Consider the following 18,957-nt stretch of genomic DNA (forward strand, 5'->3'; position numbering starts at 1 on the left):
ATTACCGCGCCGGTGCAGTCGGCGCCGCAATCAGTGCAAGCAGCGGTGAGCCGCTCTTTTGCAGCGCCTTCAGGTAAGTCGCCTCGTCATAGGGTTTTCGGTCCATCCAACAGCGGTGGAGGATGCGCAGCCATTTGAAGGCGAGCGCGCGCACGGCAATATTGTGGGTCTTGCCGCGGTTGCGCTGGTCTTGGTAATAGGCGGCGGCCCAGACGGAGTAGCGCACACTCATCCCGGCCCATTCCACGACGCTCTGGCGCAGGAATTTCGGACACGCCCAGCGCCAATGCACCCAGTGCTTGTTGCCGCTGCGCTCGGTCACCGGGGCGACCCCGAGGTACTGCTGGAGGCTGGCGGCATCGGGCCAGCGCTCGCGGTTGCTGCCGAAGACGGCGAGCAGACGCGGCGCGAAGGTGGGGCCGGCACCCGGCAGGCTGGCGAAGATCGCCGCATCCGGGTGGAGCAAAATGGGGACAGACCACGTTTCTTATGAGCGGGGAAAGCGGCACGCCGAAAAACGTGGTCTGTCCCCACTGGTCTGCCCTTCCCACTGATCTGCATGTCCCCATTGGTCTGCGCCGAGGTGGCGGCGCTGGCGGAGGGCTATCGGGCGCGCCTGCACGACCTGTCCTGGTTCATGCGCACGCTGAACGAGCATGTCGCCCGGCAGGCCAACGCCGAAGCCGGGGTAAAGGGCCGGTTCTGGGAGGGGCGCTTCAAGAGCCAGGCCCTGCTCGATGAGCCGGCACGGCTGGCCGCGATGGCCTACGTGGATCTGAACCCGGTGCGGGCGGGCATCGCCGCGACGCCGGAGGCGTCGGACGATACCTCGATCCAGGAGCGCGTCGGGGCGGTGACGGAGGCAACGGGCTCCGCAGTCGCTTGCAGCGGGCAGCCGGCGGGAGATAGGGCTCCGTCTGTGGCGGCAGCGGCCCTCGCAGTCGAGCACCTCTGCTCAGAGGCGCAGGCACGGGCTTTGACGCGGGTCCCGCTCATGCCGTTCGACGCCACCGCGCGCACGCCCTGGGCGGTGCCGTGTTCGTTCGCGGACTACCTGGTGCTGGTCCACTGCACGGGCCGGGCACTGCGCCCGGACAAGCGCGGTCTGATCGGGGCGCGGTATCCGTGCATCCTCGACCGGCTGAATATCGACGGGGAGCGCTTCATCAGCGGTGCCGACCGCCTGCGCAAGGCGTCCGGCAGCGCCATCGGTGCGCCGCAGACGCTGACCAGCGTCTGCGCCCGCCGACCGACCAAGTATCTTTGGGGCATTCGGGCCGCGCAGGAGTTGTTCACGCCACAGCTGGCTGCGTGAAAGGGCCAAGCGGCTGGACGTTGAGCCAGCGTTGCGGGGATGGAGCAACGCGAGCGAGGCAGGAGGCCGGGGCAAGCGGGGACGCTGACCAACGGGGCCGTGCTGCCCCTCCGTGCTGCTTTGGCCGCGGCGGGAAGCGCCGTCGTGTCGACCCGGTTCACGATGAGCCCGACTCGTTGCCCGAGGCGGGCTGGTCGTCGGACCCGGCCGCAGCCTGGTCTCGCTGTTTCAGCTTTTTCATATGCGCCAGCTGCGCGAAGACCAAATAAACGGCGAAAGCCGCAAGTACAGTGAGCAGGGCTGCTGCGTAGGCGTTCATTTCCATGCTGAATGCCCGGTTGAACGGTGTTGGTGTAGGGGACAGGGCGAAGCGACCGTTTGACCGTTTGTCGGCAGCTTGCCGGTGTTGCTGGGCTGAGTCTCTAATGTGGTGCAGCCATACTTCAAACCAGGTCGTGATCTGCCCTTCAGGTCGCCGCGGCGGTCAGCCCTGCGGCCGCGAGCCGGTGCGGACACGAACGATCAGTGCGCAGCACGAGGTCTTACAGTCAAGCAGCGCAGGACCCGCGAAGCCTGATCGTACCGGCCCTCCAGCGCAGGCACAGGGTCCCAGTCCTCCTGGGGCGATTTCTGCGGGACGCGAGACAGGAGCGGCGCACTATCCGTCTCGATGCTCGCGCCTCGCGGCGATCCAAAAGTTCTGTATACCGTCCCCATGATCTGGTGACCGCACAGACCGAATGCTCAATCTGCCGGCGTGAAGTCCTCGCTCAGGATCTGTTCGATGCCATAGGCGCAGGATTCGGAAAAGGGCGACTTGAGCAACCCGGTTTCATCCAGCGCGGCGCGGGCACCGTTCGGGTAGGCGCGCTCCAGGAATTCCGGTAGCCGTCGTGCAAGGCTCGGGCTGTCCTCGAGCAGCAGGGCAAGCTGGCGGCGCTGCTCATTGATGGTCGCGCGCCAGCTGGTGCAGCGACGCTCTGGTTGATACTGCCACTTGAGCAGGTGGGCGAGCAGCACGGACAAGCGATTGATCAGCTCCCGTCGCTCGCGCGCACGCATGCTGTCCAATTCCTCGATCACATGCGTGACGCCCAGGCGATCAAACCGGCCGGCTTTGAGGGCCGCGGTTTGCTCGTCGATCCACTGGTGGAAATCGGCGTCGTAGCTGGTCATCGCGGTAGTCCGATCCGAGTGGCTCGATCTGGGCGTGAGGACTTCAGGCCTGCGTCAGGATTGGCAATCCAGGCCTGACGGGGCGCCTTGAGGACGTTACCTCCGGAGCCTAGCGGGACGGGCGGTAACCGGTCAAGGCGCCATCAGGACGCCTGATCGCCGCCACCTCGCCGGGCTTCTGGATTGGACCCGCGGTCCGCGCAACGGCGCGGCCCACTGCATGGCCCACGCCATTGACCAGGTCGCGACGGCCGGCTGATCTGGACGCACATGCCACGACTGACGCAGATTGCATGCAGTCCGGTCCAAAACAGCAACCGGTGCAGTGCTGCAAGAAATCCGATGCCAGGGCATCACTTGCCGGCGGCGGACTGAAGTCCGCCTGCCCCAGGCTGTGTCGACTGAAGTCGGCGTACCCGGGGCGGCCTCGCCACTTCCGCGTTGGAGCACCAGTACACTCATCGGCGCTTCAAGCGTAGGCCTCTTCGCGCGAACAGGGCATCCAGCAGTCGCGCAATCCGAAGGGCCGCAGGCCGTCACGGCGGCGCCTGCCCATCATCCTTCCGCCCGCCCGCCAATCCCAGCCGCAACAGAACCCGCAGCCGGCGCAGGTCGTCCGCTGGCACGGCGTCGGCGCTGAGCAGCAGGCTGGGCTGCCAGAACCAGCGCACGCGCAGGTGCAGGATCACGAGGCCGACACCGACGAAGGTCGATGGGGCGAGCCGCAGGTCGCGCGTGCGACCGTCGGCGAAGGTCGCCTGCCAGCCGCGCTCGCTCCAGTCCACGGCGACGACGGACCAGGGCGCCCGGCGCAGGACCTGCGCCCAGACGACGTACGCGAGACTCAGCAGGATCAGGGCGCCGAGCAGCAGGCGCAGCCAGGGTGCGGGCGCCGGCAGCGGCACCAGTACCGCAAGGGCGGCGCTGTGGGTGAGGACGACGAAGGCGAGCAGGCGGTGGGAGGGCCTGGGTGCGATGCGAAGGGGCGGCAGGCTGCGCTGGCCGGACATGGGCTTGACAGCCCCGGAAGACAAGCTGCCGAGCGCGGGAACGGCTGACGGATAACCCCGACCGCCCGCGGCGCAGGCTGCGCCCGGGCGGCCGGTGGCTCGGTCAGCTCAGGATCTCGCCGGCGTAGTCGGCGATGCCGGGGTTGCCCTCGACATTCTTGAGCTTGGGCGTGTTGAGCTTGTCGATCTTGACCGTCTTCACGTCCCGCAGGTAAGTGGCAACGGTCTCCCAGATGGGCTCACCGGGGGACTGGCTGCCGACGGTGGCCCAGCCGGAGACGACATAGGTCTTGTCCGCCTCGATCTTGGTGCCGTCGTCCAGCTGCATGTCGATGATGCGCTCGTTCATGCCGGCGGTGGGGTCGCAGACGTAGTCGAGCCCGCCGACGCGTACCATGTCGCCGCCCTGCTGGACATAGGGGTCCGGGTTGAAGAGGTTGTCGCAGACGTCCTCCAGGATGGCCTTGATCTCGCTGCCCTTCATCTCCCGGCGGTAGGTCTCGGGGTAGGTGATGCAGGTCTGGTCCATGACGTTGTCCATGGTGATCTTCTGCCCCGGCAGCACCGTGGTGCCCCAGCGGAAGCCGGGCGAGAGACTGATCTGGGCGTCGTTGACCTTGCGCAGCGCGTCGCAGATGACCTGGTCGAAGGTGCCGTTGAAGTTGCCGCGGCGGTAGAGGACCTCTTCGGCCGTGGCCAGCTCTTCGGTGAGCTTGTCGAGGTAGGGCGCGCGGGTCTCCTCGATGTACTTGGCCATGTCCGCGTCCGCCGGCAGCAGGTTCGAGAACACGGGCAGCAGCCGGTAGCGGTAGTCGCGCAGCTTGCCGTCCTTCACGTCCAGGTCCATGACGCCGAGGAACTTGCCGTTGGAACCGGCGTTGGTGACCAGGGTCTTGCCGGAGGCGTTCTCGACGATGGACGGCGCCGGCATGCCGTCGTGGGTGTGGCCGCCGAAGATGACGTCGATGCCCGTGACCTTGCTGGCCATCTTCAGGTCCACGTCCATGCCGTTGTGGGAGATGACCACCACCAGGTCAGGCTCCTCCTCGGCGCGCACCTTGTCCACGAACTCCTGCATGCGCGCGTCCTGGATGCCGAAGGTCCAGTCCGGGATGAAGCGCTGCGGGTTGGCGATGGGTGTGTACGGGAAGGCCTGGCCGATGACGGCGATGCGCGCACCGCCGACCTCTTTGATCGTGTAGGGGTTGAAGGCGAGCCCGGCGTCCTCCTGGAAGCCGCCGAAGTCCGCGAATTTGTAGTCGAACAGGGCCTCTTCGCGCACCTTGACGTTCTGCGCCACGAAGTCGCCGTTGAAGGCGCCGATGTTCTTGATGACCTCTTCGTCCAGGTAGGTGAACTCCCAGTGGCCGGTCATCACGTCCACGCCGAGCCGGTTGCAGGCACCCACCATGTCCATACCGCGGGTCCAGTAAGCAGTGCCCGAGCCCTGCCAGGTGTCGCCGCCGTCCAGCAGCAGGCTGTTACCGTCGCCGCGGTCGGTGCGGATGCGGTCCACCAGGGTCTTCAGGTGCGCGAAGCCGCCGACGGCACCGTACTGCTCCGCCGCCTCGGGGAAGTTGAGGTACGAGAACGCATGCGCCTCGATGCCGCCCGGCTCGATGCCGAAGTGCTTGAGCAGCACCTCACCCACCAGGTGCGGCGCCTTCCCGTAGGCCGGGCCGATGCCGATGTTGACGTTCGGCTCGCGGAAGTAGATGGGGTTCAGCTGGGCGTGGCAGTCGGTCATGTGCAGCAGGGTCACATTGCCGAACTTGGGCACTTCGTAGAGGTCGCTCGGCTGCTTGGCCTGGGCGAAGACAGAGCCGGGCAGTATGCCGGCGGCGCCGGCGAGTCCCATCAGGCGCATGAATTCGCGTCGGGAAATGGACATTCGGTTATGATCTCCTCTGGTTTTCACTTAGGGCGGCTGGGGCAGACCCGGAGCGCCGCAACCTCAGGGCGCGAGGAGCGGGACACCGGCAGGGGCGCAGACATCGCCGCCGCTGCACAGATCCGGATGGGATCGAAGGCCGCAATAGTATGCATGCGCAGGTGTCGGCTTTGCCAACACCGCCGCAGCCACCGCACGTCATCCTCGCCCATCGTCCTCGCCCATCGTCCTCGCCCATCGTCCTCGCCCATCGTCCTCGCAAAGCCCTTGACCGCACGTCCGATGCCGGCCCTGCTTCTGCTCTTCGCCCTGTTACTCCCCCCGTGCCTCGTCGGCGCCGCGCCCGCCGCTGCCGAGGGGGCGGTCGCGGACGACCGCCAGGTGCTGATCGGTGTGCTGAGCCACCGCGGCGACGCCCGCACCCGCAGCACCTGGCAGCCCACGGCCGACTATCTCACCGCCCGGGTGCCGGGTTACCACTTCGATGTCGCACCACTGGATTTCGCCGCAGTGGGTCCCGCGGTGGCCGCCGGCAGCGTGGACTTCGTGCTGGTGAACCCGGCCATCTACGTGGCGCTGGAGCAGGAGCGCGGCGTCGCACGCATCGCGACCCTGCGCAAGGGCTCGGGCGAGCATGCGCGCAACGTCTTCGGTGGGGTCATCTTCACCTGCGCCGAGCGCGACGACATCAACCGCATCGAGGATCTCGCCGGCACACGCTTCATGGCCGTAGACCCGACCTCCCTCGGCGGCTTTGCGACGGCGCAGGCGGAGATGCTGCACCACGGCATCGATGTGACCCGCGACCTGAAGAGCCTGGTGTTCGGCGGCATCCACGACGCAGTGGCGCTCGCGGTGCGCGACGGCAAGGTGGACGCCGGCACCGTGCGCACGGAGGTGCTGGAGCAGATGGCCGCGGCGGGCAGTATCGACCTGGCCGACTTCAAAGTTCTGGGCGCACGCAGCACGCCCGACTTCGCCCCGCTGCACAGCACGCCGCTGTATCCCGAGTGGCCCTTCAGCAAGCTCGCCGACACACCCACTGAGCTGGCCCAGGCCGTGGCCGTCGCCCTGCTGGAGATGCCCGCCGACGGCCCGGCCGCACGCGCGGGCGGCTATGCGGGGTGGACCGTGCCGCTGGACTACCAGCCGGTGCATCAGCTTCTGCGCGAGCTCAATCGCCCCCCCTATGACGACGAGGCGCCCTTCACCCTCGGCGATGCCCTGGCCAAGTACTGGCTCGCCGTGGTCATCGGCACCCTGGCGCTCCTGACCATGGCCCTGCTCACAAGCCGGGTGCTGCAGCTGAACCAGCGCCTGAGCCGCGCCAACACCCGCCTGGAGCGCCGCCATCAGCTGATCCTGGACTCCGTCGCCGAGGGCATCTACGGCGTGGACCTGAACGGCTGCACCACTTTCGTCAACAAGGCCATGGAGCGCATGACGGGCTGGCGCGCCGAAGAGCTCATCGGCAACGAGACCCACGAGATCCTGCATCACACCCGGGCCGACGGCGAGCCCCACCCGCGCGAGGACTGCCCGGTCTGCGCCACCTTCGGCGACGAGCAATCGCGCTTCGTCGATGACGACATCGTCTGGCGGCGCAACGGCACCAGCTTTCCGGTGGAGTACAGCGCCACGCCCATCCGCGACGAGCATGGGCAGACGCTGGGCACCGTGGTGGTGTGCCGCGACATCACGGAGCGGCGCGAGGCCGCCGAGCGCTTTCGCCGCCAGGAGGCGGAGCAGACCCACTTCACGCGGCTGTCCACCCTGGGGGAAATGGCCTCCGGCATCGCCCACGAGCTGAATCAGCCGCTCACGGCCATCACCACCAACGCCCGCGCCTGCGTGCGCATGATCGGGGCGGGCCGCGCCGACACCGAGACCTGCCGCGAGGTCATGACCAAGATCGCCGAGCAGGCGGAGCGCGCCGGCGAGGTCATCCGCCACATCCGCCGCTTCGTGCGCAAGGAGGAGCCGGAGATGGCCCCCGTGGCCGTGGCGGACATGTTCGAGACCGTCATGGTACTGATGCGCCAGGATGCGCGCCGCGCCGGCGTCGCCCTGCATCGGCAGATCGGCTTCGGCGCCGACACTGTCATGGCCCAGCGTACCCAGATCGAGCAGGTGCTGCTGAACCTGGTGCGCAACGCCGTGGAGGCCATGAACGACCAGCCCCGGGAACGGCGTGTGCTGCTGCTCGCGCGCCGCAACGGCGAGGTGGTGGAGATCCGCGTCGTGGACACCGGCCCCGGGCTCGGCCGGGGCTCACCGGAGCACCTGTTCGAGCCCTTCGTCACCACCAAGCCCCAGGGCCTCGGCGTCGGCCTGTCCATCAGCCAGGGCATCGTGGAGGCCCACGGCGGGCGCCTGCGGGTGGATTCCACCCCGGGCATCGGCGCCACCTTCTTCTTCAGCCTGCCCTATGTGGACAAGCACCACAGGGTGACTCCCGCCGCCGCATCATTACAATCCGGTGGCAGCGAGAACGACCATGCCGGAGAGCACGCATGAGCAAAGATCCGACGGTGTTCATCGTCGATGACGACGACGAGGTCCGCGAAGCCATCGGCCTGCTGATGGATTCCGTGGGCCTCGCCGCAGAGACATTCGATTCCGCCTGGGCCTTCCTGAACTGCTTCGACCCGGAGCGCCCGGGCTGTCTGGTGCTCGATGTGCGCATGCGCCACATGAGCGGGCTGGAGCTGCAGGAGCGCCTGTCGGAAGAGCCCCTGCATCCGCCCATCATCATCATCACCGGTCACGGCGACGTGCCCATGGCGGTGCGGGCGGTGAAGAACGGCGCCGTGGACTTCATCGAGAAGCCGTTCAACGACCAGGCCCTGCTCGATGCCGTGCACCGGGCGCTGGAGGTGGATGCGGAGCAGCGCGGCCACGCGCTCGAGGTCGCCCAGATCCAGGACCGCGTGGAGCGGCTCACCAAGCGTGAGCGGGAGGTGCTGGACCAGATCCTCGCCGGCAAGCGCAACAAGGTCATCGCCGCAGACTTAGGGATCAGCCAGTCCACCGTGGAGGCGCACCGCGCGAAGGTGATGGAAAAGCTCGAAGCGCGCTCGCTGTCCGAGCTGATGCGCATGATGCTCATGCTCTATCCGGACCGGGCCAAGAGCGCGCAGGAGGGGTGAGTCCGGCGGCCTCGGCGCCGTCTGCGGCTGCTGCACCGGCACGGTCGGCCCGCGCCAGCGCCTGCGTCGCGAGCTGCGCCCGCGGCACGGCTGCCGTATTGGTGTAACCCCTCCGCGCGACCCCGGGAATTGATCCAGATAACCGGCGTCTTGAGCGTAAATGCAGCACCTGCCGCTTCGACAGCCCTTGCGTTTTGAGCACCGCAGGGGCACCATTGCCGATGGTCACACGGGCCAGATTAACGACAACACGCGGTACCCACCACCCGCCAGCCCGTCACCATCCCTCGGCGTCGAGTAAACCAACAAGCACTACGCGCCCCAGTCGGCTCCGGCCGACATTGCACGACAAGGCGTTGCACGACAAGAGCCGAGCGAGCACAGCGGTGCCGTCGCAACGACGTCACCCGCGACAACGAGCAGTCAGCCCAACAACCCCCAGGAGGTACTCCCATGCCCTTCAAGCAGCCGCTGTTCGCCGTTTCGGCGGCGACCCTGATGACCCTGGCCGCCGCCGTCGCGCAGGCTGAGATGCCCGAGATGGACCTGGACGGCGACGTGGAAGCCGGCAAGGAAATCGCCCTGGACCGCTCCCGCGGCAACTGCATCGCCTGCCATGTCATGCCCCATGGCGAGGCCCCCGGTGCCATCGGCCCCGCCCTGGTGGCCATGCAGACCCGCTACCCGAGCAAGCAGGACCTCGCCCTGCAGATCTGGGACCCGACCATCAAGAATCCCGAGGTCGTGATGCCGCCCTTCGGCAAGCACGGCATCCTGAGCGACAAGGAGTTCATCGACGTCGTCGAATACATCTGGTCGCTGTGACCGGCTACCAAACCGGGCCCCGCCGCCACAGCACCGGCACGCAGAGGCCGCCGGCAGCGGCGGTCGCGACGATCAACCCTGTGAGATTCGCATCGGAGACTCCCTCACCATGAATAAGACCATCGCCACCATCACGGCCGCCTGCGTCGGCGGCCTGCTGGCAGCACCGCTGCTCGCCAGCCCGGAAGAGGACCGGGAGGTCTGGCAAACCTATTTCGAGAAGCGCTTCCCGCAAGTGGAGAAGACCGACTTCGTCAACGGCGTCTATTCCATCGACCCCGTCGGCCGCGAGAACTGGGAGGCCATCGAGGAGTTCCCGCCCTATGAGGCCGCCATCTCCGACGGCGAGGAGATGTGGAACACCCCCTTCGCCAACGGCAAGACCTACAAGGACTGCTTCCCCGACGGCCCCGGCGTCGCTGCCCAGTATCCGCACTGGAACAAAGAAAAGGGCATGGTCATGACCCTGCCGCTCGCCATCAACAACTGCCGCGAGGCGAACGGTGAGAAGCCGCTCAAGTACAAGAAGGGCCCCATCGCCGACCTGTTGGCCTACATGACCTACGAATCCCGCGGTGACGTCGTCAACGTCGAGATCCCCGAGGACGACCCCCGCGCGCTGGCGGCCTACGAGCAGGGCAAGGAGTTCTACTTCGCCCGCCGCGGCCAGCTCAACTTCGCCTGCGCCAGCTGCCACGTCGGTAACTCCGGCACCACGCTGCGCACCGAGATCCTGAGCCCGGCGCTGGGCCACACCACGCACTTCCCGGTGTACCGTTCCAAGTGGGGCGAGATGGGCACGCTGCATCGGCGCTTCTCCGGCTGCAACAAGCAGGTGCGCGCCAAGCCCTTCCCGGCCCAGGGCGAGGAGTACCGCAACCTTGAGTACTTCATGACCTACATGAACAACGGCCTGGAGCTGAACGGCCCGGGCGCGCGCAAATAACGAGCCACCCGCCTGAGCCCACCGCCCCGTCGCCCCGCAGCGGGTGACCGGGCGGCGCGGGCTCGCACCGCACGAGAGGAGTTTCCGTTAGATGAAAATGACCAGGCTAGCCACTGACCTGATCCTGTTCGTCCTTCTGGTCAGCGTCCCGCTCACCAGCGCCTGGGCTACCACCCGCGATGAGGCCGAGGCGGCCATCGCCGAGGCCGAGACCATGCACGAGAAGGCCGTCGCCGCCGGCGCCGAGGACAGTCAGGCGCAGGAGATGATCGACGAGGCCAAGTCTCTGCTGCCGTCGCGCCAATACACCAAGGCCAGGATGATCGCCTACTGGGCAGTGCGGCAATCGGAGTTCGCGATTCAGGTCGCTCAAGGCGATGCCACTGTGGAAGAAGACAAGCAGGCCCAGGCCGAATCCCTGATCGCCGCCGCCGAAGAGGCCCGCAAGAAGGCCAACTCCGTCGGGGGCGAATGGCGTGACACCGCCAAGATGATCAAGAACGCCAAGACACTGGCAGGCGCCGGCGAGTTCGACGAGGCCATCAAGGCCGCCGCAGCCGCCAAGTTCCAGGCCGAGCGCGGCTACGAGCAGGCCATGGCCGAGAAGGGCGCGGGGTTCCCCGACTACATGCGCAAGGCCGTTCAAGAATGACGGCCGGCCGGCACCCGCGTCCCCATCCATTCGCCTGCGAGAGGAATCAGAGACAATGACCATTGCCACCAACCGCCCCGCACTCCAAGGCCGCACCCGCAGACTGGTCCAGCAGACGGGCCTCGCCGCCTGCGGCGTGCTGGCCGCGGGCCTCGCCTGGGGCGCCGACAACATGATTGCCCCCGGTATGCAGACCGTCGAGGTCAAGCACGACGGGGAGACCGTGGTCGTCGAGCGCGGCCACGACCTCGATGCCACGCTGCCGGAGGCGTTCCAGAAGACCGAGCGCGGCTGTCCGCCCTTCTGCGTACAGCCCATGGAGGCCGTGCCCGGCGTCGACACCGTCGGCGAGCTGGAGGTGCTGGGGCTCCTGAAGCGCATGTCCGCCGGTGATGACAGCATCATGCTCATCGACTCCCGCACGCCCGACTGGGTCATGCGCGGCACCATTCCGGGCGCCGTCAACATCCCCTGGAACAAGATCAACACCGACGTGGAAGGCACCTTCGAGACCCCCGCCGAGGCGGAAAGCCTGGTGCACATCCTCGCCGACGAGTTCGGCGCCGACTACGACGCCGCCAACGACAAGTGGGACTTCAGCGACGCCAAGACGCTGATCCTGTTCTGCAACGGCATCTGGTGCCCGCAGTCCACGGCCAACCTCAAGACGCTGGCCGACATGGGCTATCCGGTGCACAAGCTGAAGTGGTACCGCGGCGGCATGCAGGACTGGGTGAGTGTCGGCCTGACCACCGTGAAGCCCTGAGCTGCACCGGCACCGACCGATATTGTCAAAGGCGCCCGACGGGCGCCTTTTTTGTTTGCCGCGTTTTCTCTGCCCAGCACCGCCGGAGCAACCGACCCAGTCGTGCAGCCTACCAGCACAGCGCATGGCGCCCGCCCCCGGGGGCGCCGACTTCCAGTCGGCGAACTCCCGCCCCTGGGGGCGCCGACTTCCAGTCGGCGAACTCCCGCCCCTGGGGGCGCCGACTTCCAGTCGGCGAATTCCCGCCCCCGGGGGCGCCGACTTCCAGTCGGCGAAACCGGAACAACCTCGGCCCAAATCAACGGCGCCGAGCGGCCCGGATGGCTGATCGCTGCGTCCTACCGGCGCGGTGACGCGGCGCACGCCGACCTGAAGGTCGGCGTCCCCAGAGTGGCGCCCCCAGAGCGCCCCCCAGCTTGGCATTCCCAGCTCGGCGCTTCCCGGCCCGCGATGCGCTCCAAATGCTTCGAACCCAAGCGCTCAATCCTCTGCATTGACGCCGGTCGCCTCGGTCGCGGCGGCGTTGGGCTATATTGCGGCATTACTTCCAATGGGTTGCGAGCTCGTCACGGGCGCGCCCGAGAACCGCTCCTGAGGCCTGCTGCAATGACCGAGACCGTACGTTGGCTTTCCGAACTGGGCATGGACGATGTCGGCATCGTCGGCGGCAAGAACGCGTCGCTGGGCGAGATGATCCAGCACCTGACGGCCGTCGGCGTGCGGGTACCCGGCGGCTTCGCCACCACGGCGGCGGCATACCGGGAGTTCCTCTCCGCAAGCGGGCTCGCCGGGCGCATTGCCGCCGAGCTGGAACGGCTGGACGTCGACGACATCGCCGCACTGAGCGAGGCCGGACCGAAAATCCGCGGCTGGATCATCGAGCAGCCCTTCCCGGCGCGCCTGGACGCGGACATCGAGGCCGCCTATCACGAGCTGGTGGGTCAGGACGGCAACGACGGCGCCTCCTGGGCTGTGCGCTCCTCGGCCACCGCCGAAGACCTGCCGGATGCCTCCTTCGCCGGCCAACAGGAAACCTTCCTCAACGTGCAGGGGCTCGACAACGTCAAGCGCGCCATCCGCGAGGTCTTCGCGTCGCTCTACAACGACCGCGCCATCGCCTACCGGGTGCACCAGGGCTTTGCACACGCCGATGTGGCCCTGTCCGCCGGCGTACAGCGCATGGTGCGCAGCGACCTCGCCGCCTCCGGCGTCATGTTCACGCTGGACACCGAGTCCGGCTATCGCGACGCGGTGTTCATCACCGCAAGCTTCGGCCTCGGCGAGATGGTGGTCCAGGGCGCCGTGAACCCGGACGAGTTCTACGTGCATAAGCCGACCCTCGCCGCCGGCCGGCCCGCCATCCTGCGCCGCAGCGTCGGCGACAAGGCCATTCGAATGATCTACGCGGAGCCGGGGGCAGAGCAGCCCGTGCTCACCGAAGACGTGCCCGAGGCCGACCGCCAGCGCTTCAGCATCACCGACGCCGAGATCGAGGACCTCGCCCGCCAGGCGGTGCTCATCGAGCAGCACTACGGCCGGCCCATGGACATCGAATGGGCCAAGGACGGCACCGACGGGCTGCTCTACGTCGTCCAGGCACGCCCGGAGACGGTGCAGAGCCGCTCGGGGCAGGTCATCGAGCGCTACAACCTGAAGGAGCGCGGCGAGGTGCTGGCCACCGGTCGCAGCATCGGCCACCGCATCGGCGCCGGCAAGGCGCGCATCGTGGAGTCCATCCGCGACATGGGCCATGTGGAGCCGGGCGACGTGCTCATCACGGACATGACGGACCCGGACTGGGAGCCGGTGATGAAGCGCGCGGCGGCCATCGTCACCAACCGCGGCGGGCGCACCTGCCACGCCGCCATCATCGCCCGGGAGCTGGGCGTGCCCGCCGTGGTGGGCTGCAACGACGCCACCGACACCATCCCGGACGGCACCGACGTCACGGTCTCCTGCGCCGAGGGTGACACCGGCTTCATCTACCGGGGCGCCCTGAGCTTCGAGCACAAGACCGCCGAGCTCGACAAGATGCCCGAGGTGCCCGTCAAGGTGATGATGAACGTCGGCAACCCGGAGCGCGCCTTCGCCTTCGCGGCGACGCCGAACGCCGGCATCGGGCTCGCGCGCCTGGAGTTCATCATCAACAACACCATCGGCATCCACCCGAAGGCCCTGCTGGAGCTCGACGCCCTCCCGGAGGACCTCAAGGCCCAGATCCAGCCGCGCATCGCCGCCTACCCGAGCCCCCGCGACTTCTACGTCATGCGTCTCATCGAGGGCATCAGCACGCTGGCGGCAGCCTTTGCGCCCAACCCGGTCATCGTGCGCATGTCGGACTTCAAATCCAACGAGTACGCCAACCTCGTCGCCGGCCCCCGCTACGAGCCGGACGAGGAAAACCCGATGATCGGCTTCCGCGGCGCCGGGCGCTACGTGGCCGACGGCTTCCGCGAGTGCTTCGCCATGGAATGCGAGGCGCTGAAATACGTCCGCGACGAGATGGGCCTCACCAACCTGCAGATCATGATCCCCTTCGTGCGCACCCTCGGGCAGGCCAAGGCCGTCACCGAGGCGCTCGCGGAGCAGGGCCTCAAGCGCGGCGAGAACGGCCTCAAGCTCATCATGATGTGCGAGATCCCGTCCAACGCCGTGATCGCCGGGCAGTTCCTGGAGCACTTCGACGGCTTCTCCATCGGCTCCAACGACATGACCCAGCTCACGCTCGGCATCGACCGCGACTCCAGCCTGGTGGCCGCCGACTTCGACGAGCGCGACCCGGCGGTCAAGGCCATGCTGTCCATGGCCATCCAGGCCTGCCGCCGGCAGGGCAAGTACGTCGGCATCTGCGGCCAGGGACCGTCAGACCACGCCGACTTCGCCGACTGGTTGGTGAAGGAAGGCATCGAGAGCGTGTCGCTGAACCCGGACACCGTCATCGACACCTGGCTGTATCTGGCCGAGCACGCCACCAAGGATTAAGCCGCGGAGCCGCGGCCGAGGGTCGGCAACGATATGCCACGCAGCAAGTGCGCCGCGCCGCGAGGGGCAGCACGCCCAGTGCCATCAGCAGGGCCGTGCCCGGCAGCGGGACGCCGGGAGTGTCGGTGGGGACCAGTCCGTCGCGAACCGCCCACCCGCCACCGGTGTTGATCTTATTGGGCGAGGCGGGGCCAAGGCCGTTGTTCAAGGGGAAGCGCCAGGCCTCGAAAGGACGGGCTGCTTCCTCTGTGCCGGACCAATAGGTGTCCTGGATATTCGTGAGCGTGACATCCCCGACCGTCCGGTTACCCGTCCTGTTGGAGCCGCCGGACAGGTAGTGCGCGCCGAGCTGGCCGGCGCCGCGGCTCAACCGCGGCCCGCCAACAGCTGGTGCAGTGCCGCTTCGGCGCCCGTGGCGGCGTCGGCGCCGGCGTCGATGTCGTCGAGCAATCCGCGCACGCGCCGCGCAAACTCGGCGCACTCGGGGAAGGCGTCCTCGAGCTCCGTGCTCCAGTCGCGCAGCGCCGCCCAGTCGCCGAGCGTGGCCAGCTCCGCGGCGGTGTCCAGCTCGATGCGGGGTGGTGGCGCGGGGGGCGGGACCGTGGTCGGCATCGGCGCCGGCATGTGGCCCAGACGCTGGTCGCGCTCCGCCGCCGCCGCGCGCAGCCAGCGCAGCCCGAGGCAATCGGCGATCGCGGCACAGAGCGCGCCCTGCTCGATGGGCTTGAGCACGAAGGCATCGAAGCCGAGCAGCGCGGCATCCCCGGCCGCCGGCAGCGGGGAAGCGGATGCGGCGATGACCGGCAGGCTCGGGCGCCCGAGGGCCGCGCGCAATTGCCAACAGGCGGCATAGCCGCAGGTCCCGGGCATCCGCAGGTCCACGATTGCCAGCTCCGGCCGCCGACGGCAGGCGATGGCGAGGGCCGCGTCGGCACCTTCCGCCGTGTCCACCTCGAACCCGAGGTGGCCGAGCAGACCGGCCATCAGCAGCCGGTTCACCTCGCTGTCGTCGATGACCAGGATGCGCCGGCGCGGGCCCGCGTAGCCGATGATGGGCGCACGCCCGACATCAGTCTCGGTTCGTTCGGCCGCCGGCCGCTGCACCGGCAGCCGGAAGCGAAAGCGGCTGCCGCGCCCCGGTGCGCTTTCCACACTCAGCTCGCCGCCGAGCACGCCGGCCAGCTCGCGGCAGATGGCGAGCCCGAGCCCGCTGCCGTCGCGGCTGTGGTCGAACTGCTCGAAGGGGGCGAAGAGGCGCTCCTGATCGGCCTGCGCGATGCCGCACCCGGTGTCGCTGACGGTGAAGACGAGCACCGCGGCGGCGGCGTCGTCGGCGGGGCTTGCGACGGGGTCCGGCGCGACGCTCAAGCAGACGCCGCCGGCGTCGGTGTACTTGACGGCGTTGTCGAGCAGATTCTGCAGCACTTGGCGCAGCCGGCGGCCGTCGGTGCGCACCTGCTGCGGCAGGTCATCGGCAAACTCGGCGCGAAACGCGAGCCCCCGCGCCTCGGCTGCACGGCGGGTCACGGCGGCGAGGTCCTCCAGCATCGGCCTGAGCTCGATGTCGGCGAGCAGCGGGCGCAGGCGGTCGTGCTCGATGCGGGCGATGTCGAGCAGGTCCTCGATCAGACGCAGCAGGTGGCGGCCGCCGCGCTGGATCAGGCCGCAGTGCCCCTGCGCCTCGGCATCGAGCCGCCGCGAGCGCCTGAGCAGGTCCGCACCGCCCAGCACGGCGTTCAGCGGCGTGCGCAGCTCGTGGCTCATGTTGGCCAGGAACCGGGTCTTGGCGCGGTTGGCGGTCTCGGCGCGGTCGCGCTGCACGGCCAGCTCGCGGGTGCGCTCGGCCACCAGCTCGGTGAGCCGCTGCTCGTTCTGCGCCAGCGCCGCCTGCGCGCGCTCGGCGCGGCGGCGCAGCGCGTTCATGCGGTCGGCCTGGGCCACCGAGAGCAGCAGCAGCATCAACAGGACGGACGCGTAGGTCAGCACCCAGACGAAGGACAGCGACGGCGTCAGCGCATAGTTCGTCAGGACGACGAGCAGGATCGCGATCAGCAGTGGCGACCAGGCGAGCAGGTACTGCGAGGCCGCGCGCCGCTGCCAGCGCAGCGCCAGGGCGCCGCTGACGAGCATCGCCGTGCCGCCGAGCAGGCCGAGCACCTGCGACAGGCCGTAGGCTGTCGCGGGACTGACGCGATAAAGAAAGGGGACGCAGGCCATCACCGCCGCGAGCGCGATATGCATGCGGCGCAGGCGCGGCGCATGCTCGCGCAGGCGCAGGAAGCTCACCGGAAACATGAAGACGCCGATCAGCCCGAGGGCCACGCCCGCCTGGTTGCCGGACCACTCCTCGGGCCACAGCCGCCAGGTCAGGGTCGTCAGCAGCCCCTCCCGATCCGCCACCCAGAGGCCGACGCCGGCAATCAAGCTGCAGAGCCAGAAGTAGGACGCCTCACGCAGTTGCAGGAGCAGCATCAGGTTGTAGGCGAGCATGAACAGCAGGGCGCCGAAGAAGAGGCCGAGCCAGCCGTAGGCGATGCGGTCCGCCGTTGCGAGACGCAGGCGGTCGGTGAGCCGCAGATCAAGGCGGCGCCCCATATCGCTCGTGACCCGCAGGTAGACCGTCGCCGTCGCATCGGTCGCCAAGGGCAGGTCGAACAGGAACCAGCGGTGCGAGCGGTCGCGGTCCGCCGGATCGGCGAAGCGGCCGTCGCGGCGCGCGGAGATCACCTGGCCGGCGTCGTCCAGCGCCCAGAAGGCGACCTGCGCGGTGCGCGGATCATTCAGCGCCAGCAACAGCGCAACGGGCTGCCCGGAGGCGTTGTGCACGGCGAAGCGCGCCCAGACGGCGTCGCGGCCCACGCCCAGGTTTGGGATGCCGGCCGCCGCCGGCGCAAACGCCGTCGCGATGTCGGGTCTTTGCACCTGTGCCAGGTCCAGGCGGCGGGTCGGGTCGCGCAACAGATCCATGCGCTCGACCTGAAGCGGCAGCGCCGTGGCGCCGGTGACCTCGATCAGCGGCGCCGTGGACGCCGCTGCGGGCAAGACCGCGGCGCCCAGGGCGACGAGGAGCCAAGCGGCGAGCCGGCAGCCAAGCGCGGCGCGGCCGGTTCCCAAGGCCGCCCTGGCCCGATCACGCATCTTCGTCGAGCGCGGCGCCACCGCTGCCCGCGCGCAGCGCCTCGATGAGGAGCAGCCGCGCCGGCCCTGCCCGCCCCTTGAGGCCAGCCATGCAACCGCCCCCGTCCGGGCCTGCTGCGACCAGCTCGGCGCCGTGCGCCGCATGCTTGGGCGGCATCGATGGTGCATCCGGGGCTTGACTGGCGGGCATGGCGGACATCGGCGGGTCACACGGCCGCGCAAGCATAAGCCAATCGCGCGGGAGCTTTGAAGGCGCAGCCGGTCACGGCCGACCGCTCCAAGCCGGTGCGCTTGCCGCGCGAGAGGGCGCCGCGGCTGCCGATCTTCCGGCTCGACCTGCGGCCCATCCGGGCGTCGGCGCTCTGCACGTCGAACGCCCCCGTCAAGGGATCGGGGGCCAGCAGGAGACCGTTGCCGCCGAAAGCGGCCGGATGCGACGGAATCTGAGACAATACCCCGCGTTGGTTCAACGCACGAGGTATTGCATGAGTAAGTACGACGTCTACGCCCTGGGTAACGCACTGGTGGACATGGAGTACGAGGTCCAGCCCGAGGACCTCAAGCACCTGAGCATCGACAAGGGCGTGATGACGCTCGTGGACGAGGCGCACCAGCTGCGCATCATGGACCATCTGCGCGAGCGGCATCATCAGCGTGGCTCCGGCGGCTCGGCGGCCAACTCCGTGATCGCCCTGTCCCAGTTCGGCGGCAGCGGCTGGTACTCGTGCAAGGTGGCCGACGACGAGCTGGGCCACTTCTACCTCAAGGACCTGCGCGACGGCGGTGTGGCCACCCGCGACACCAGTTTCCTGGAGGCGGGCGACACCGGCCGCTGTGTGGTGCTGGTGACGCCGGACTCCGACCGCACCATGTGCACCTACCTCGGCATCAGCGGCAACCTGTCGCTGCACGAGCTGGACCAGGATGCGCTCAAGGCATCCAAGTGGTTCTACACCGAGGGCTATCTGGTGACGTCAGACACCGCCCGCGTCGCCGCCATCGAGGCGCGCAAGCTCGCCGAGCGCTCCGGCGTCAAGACGGCCATCTCTCTGTCCGACCCGAACATGGTCAAGTTCTTCAAAGACGGCCTGAAAGAGATGATCGGCG

The 18,957-nt window shown here is 68.5% G+C and carries 17 protein-coding genes; 9 read left to right on the top strand and 8 right to left on the bottom strand.

Going from position 1 to position 18,957, the window contains the following annotated elements; genetic code table 11:
* Nucleotide 1: 1 nt before the first annotated feature.
* A complete protein-coding gene (locus QZ607_RS24010) occupies nt 2–466 on the bottom strand; it encodes an IS110 family transposase (protein WP_295888266.1) in 465 nt (154 codons plus the stop codon).
* A 93-nt stretch (nt 467–559) separates the two neighbouring features.
* Here QZ607_RS24010 and QZ607_RS24015 point away from each other — a divergent pair, with 93 nt between their 5' ends.
* Nucleotides 560–1,315: a hypothetical protein gene (locus tag QZ607_RS24015; RefSeq protein WP_295888269.1), complete on the top strand. Its 756-nt coding sequence runs from the start codon at nt 560–562 to the stop codon at nt 1,313–1,315.
* Nucleotides 1,316–1,472: 157 nt separating this feature from the next.
* On the opposite strand, the gene QZ607_RS24020 is transcribed toward QZ607_RS24015, so the two are convergent.
* The 4 genes from QZ607_RS24020 to soxB form a co-directional block, all read right to left on the bottom strand.
* On the bottom strand, nt 1,473–1,640 hold the full coding sequence (locus QZ607_RS24020) for a hypothetical protein (RefSeq protein WP_295888271.1): 168 nt from the start codon (nt 1,638–1,640) through the stop codon (nt 1,473–1,475).
* Between the two features lie 419 nt (nt 1,641–2,059).
* A complete protein-coding gene (locus QZ607_RS24025) occupies nt 2,060–2,491 on the bottom strand; it encodes a DUF29 domain-containing protein (RefSeq protein WP_295888274.1) in 432 nt (143 codons plus the stop codon).
* 536 nt (nt 2,492–3,027) lie between these two features.
* The gene (locus tag QZ607_RS24030; RefSeq protein ID WP_295888277.1) at nt 3,028–3,501 is read right to left on the bottom strand and encodes a protein YgfX; all 474 of its coding nucleotides are present in this window, start codon (nt 3,499–3,501) and stop codon (nt 3,028–3,030) included.
* A 103-nt stretch (nt 3,502–3,604) separates the two neighbouring features.
* Nucleotides 3,605–5,392, bottom strand: a complete 1,788-nt coding sequence (soxB, locus tag QZ607_RS24035) for a thiosulfohydrolase SoxB (RefSeq protein ID WP_295888279.1) — start codon at nt 5,390–5,392, stop codon at nt 3,605–3,607.
* Nucleotides 5,393–5,674: 282 nt separating this feature from the next.
* On the opposite strand from soxB, the gene QZ607_RS24040 reads away from it, so the two are divergent.
* The 7 genes from QZ607_RS24040 to ppsA all read left to right on the top strand — a co-directional run bounded on the left by QZ607_RS24040 (nt 5,675) and on the right by ppsA (nt 14,712).
* Nucleotides 5,675–7,909 carry a PhnD/SsuA/transferrin family substrate-binding protein gene (locus tag QZ607_RS24040; RefSeq protein ID WP_295888281.1) on the top strand — a complete coding sequence of 745 codons (2,235 nt, stop codon included), beginning with the start codon at nt 5,675–5,677 and terminating at the stop codon, nt 7,907–7,909.
* Nucleotides 7,906–8,541: a response regulator transcription factor gene (locus QZ607_RS24045; RefSeq protein ID WP_295888285.1), complete on the top strand. Its 636-nt coding sequence runs from the start codon at nt 7,906–7,908 to the stop codon at nt 8,539–8,541. Before QZ607_RS24040 ends, QZ607_RS24045 begins: the two co-directional genes overlap by 4 nt.
* A 453-nt stretch (nt 8,542–8,994) precedes the next feature.
* Nucleotides 8,995–9,366, top strand: a complete 372-nt coding sequence (gene soxX / locus QZ607_RS24050; RefSeq protein ID WP_295888288.1) for a sulfur oxidation c-type cytochrome SoxX — start codon at nt 8,995–8,997, stop codon at nt 9,364–9,366.
* A 109-nt stretch (nt 9,367–9,475) separates the two neighbouring features.
* A complete protein-coding gene (soxA, locus tag QZ607_RS24055; RefSeq protein WP_295888290.1) occupies nt 9,476–10,312 on the top strand; it encodes a sulfur oxidation c-type cytochrome SoxA in 837 nt (278 codons plus the stop codon).
* A gap of 91 nt (nt 10,313–10,403) precedes the next feature.
* The gene (locus QZ607_RS24060) at nt 10,404–10,964 is read left to right on the top strand and encodes a hypothetical protein (protein ID WP_295888294.1); all 561 of its coding nucleotides are present in this window, start codon (nt 10,404–10,406) and stop codon (nt 10,962–10,964) included.
* Nucleotides 10,965–11,019: 55 nt separating this feature from the next.
* On the top strand, nt 11,020–11,730 hold the full coding sequence (locus QZ607_RS24065; RefSeq protein ID WP_295888297.1) for a rhodanese-like domain-containing protein: 711 nt from the start codon (nt 11,020–11,022) through the stop codon (nt 11,728–11,730).
* 606 nt (nt 11,731–12,336) lie between these two features.
* Nucleotides 12,337–14,712 (top strand): phosphoenolpyruvate synthase, encoded by a 2,376-nt coding sequence (gene ppsA / locus QZ607_RS24070; protein WP_295888299.1) that lies wholly within the window; start codon nt 12,337–12,339, stop codon nt 14,710–14,712.
* Nucleotides 14,713–15,078: 366 nt separating this feature from the next.
* On the opposite strand, the gene QZ607_RS24075 is transcribed toward ppsA, so the two are convergent.
* The 3 genes from QZ607_RS24075 to QZ607_RS24085 are packed head-to-tail and all read right to left on the bottom strand — an operon-like array spanning nt 15,079 to nt 18,320.
* A complete protein-coding gene (locus QZ607_RS24075; protein ID WP_295888303.1) occupies nt 15,079–17,826 on the bottom strand; it encodes a hybrid sensor histidine kinase/response regulator in 2,748 nt (915 codons plus the stop codon).
* 16 nt (nt 17,827–17,842) lie between these two features.
* On the bottom strand, nt 17,843–18,040 hold the full coding sequence (locus tag QZ607_RS24080; RefSeq protein WP_295888306.1) for a hypothetical protein: 198 nt from the start codon (nt 18,038–18,040) through the stop codon (nt 17,843–17,845).
* A gap of 16 nt (nt 18,041–18,056) precedes the next feature.
* On the bottom strand, nt 18,057–18,320 hold the full coding sequence (locus tag QZ607_RS24085) for a hypothetical protein (protein WP_295888307.1): 264 nt from the start codon (nt 18,318–18,320) through the stop codon (nt 18,057–18,059).
* 15 nt (nt 18,321–18,335) lie between these two features.
* Between QZ607_RS24085 and QZ607_RS24090 the strand changes: the two genes are divergently transcribed.
* On the top strand, nt 18,336–18,957 hold a 622-nt coding region (locus QZ607_RS24090; protein ID WP_295888309.1), incomplete at its 3' end, for an adenosine kinase.

This window comes from uncultured Thiohalocapsa sp. (genome assembly GCF_913063425.1).
Taxonomy (GTDB): domain Bacteria; phylum Pseudomonadota; class Gammaproteobacteria; order Chromatiales; family Chromatiaceae; genus Thiohalocapsa.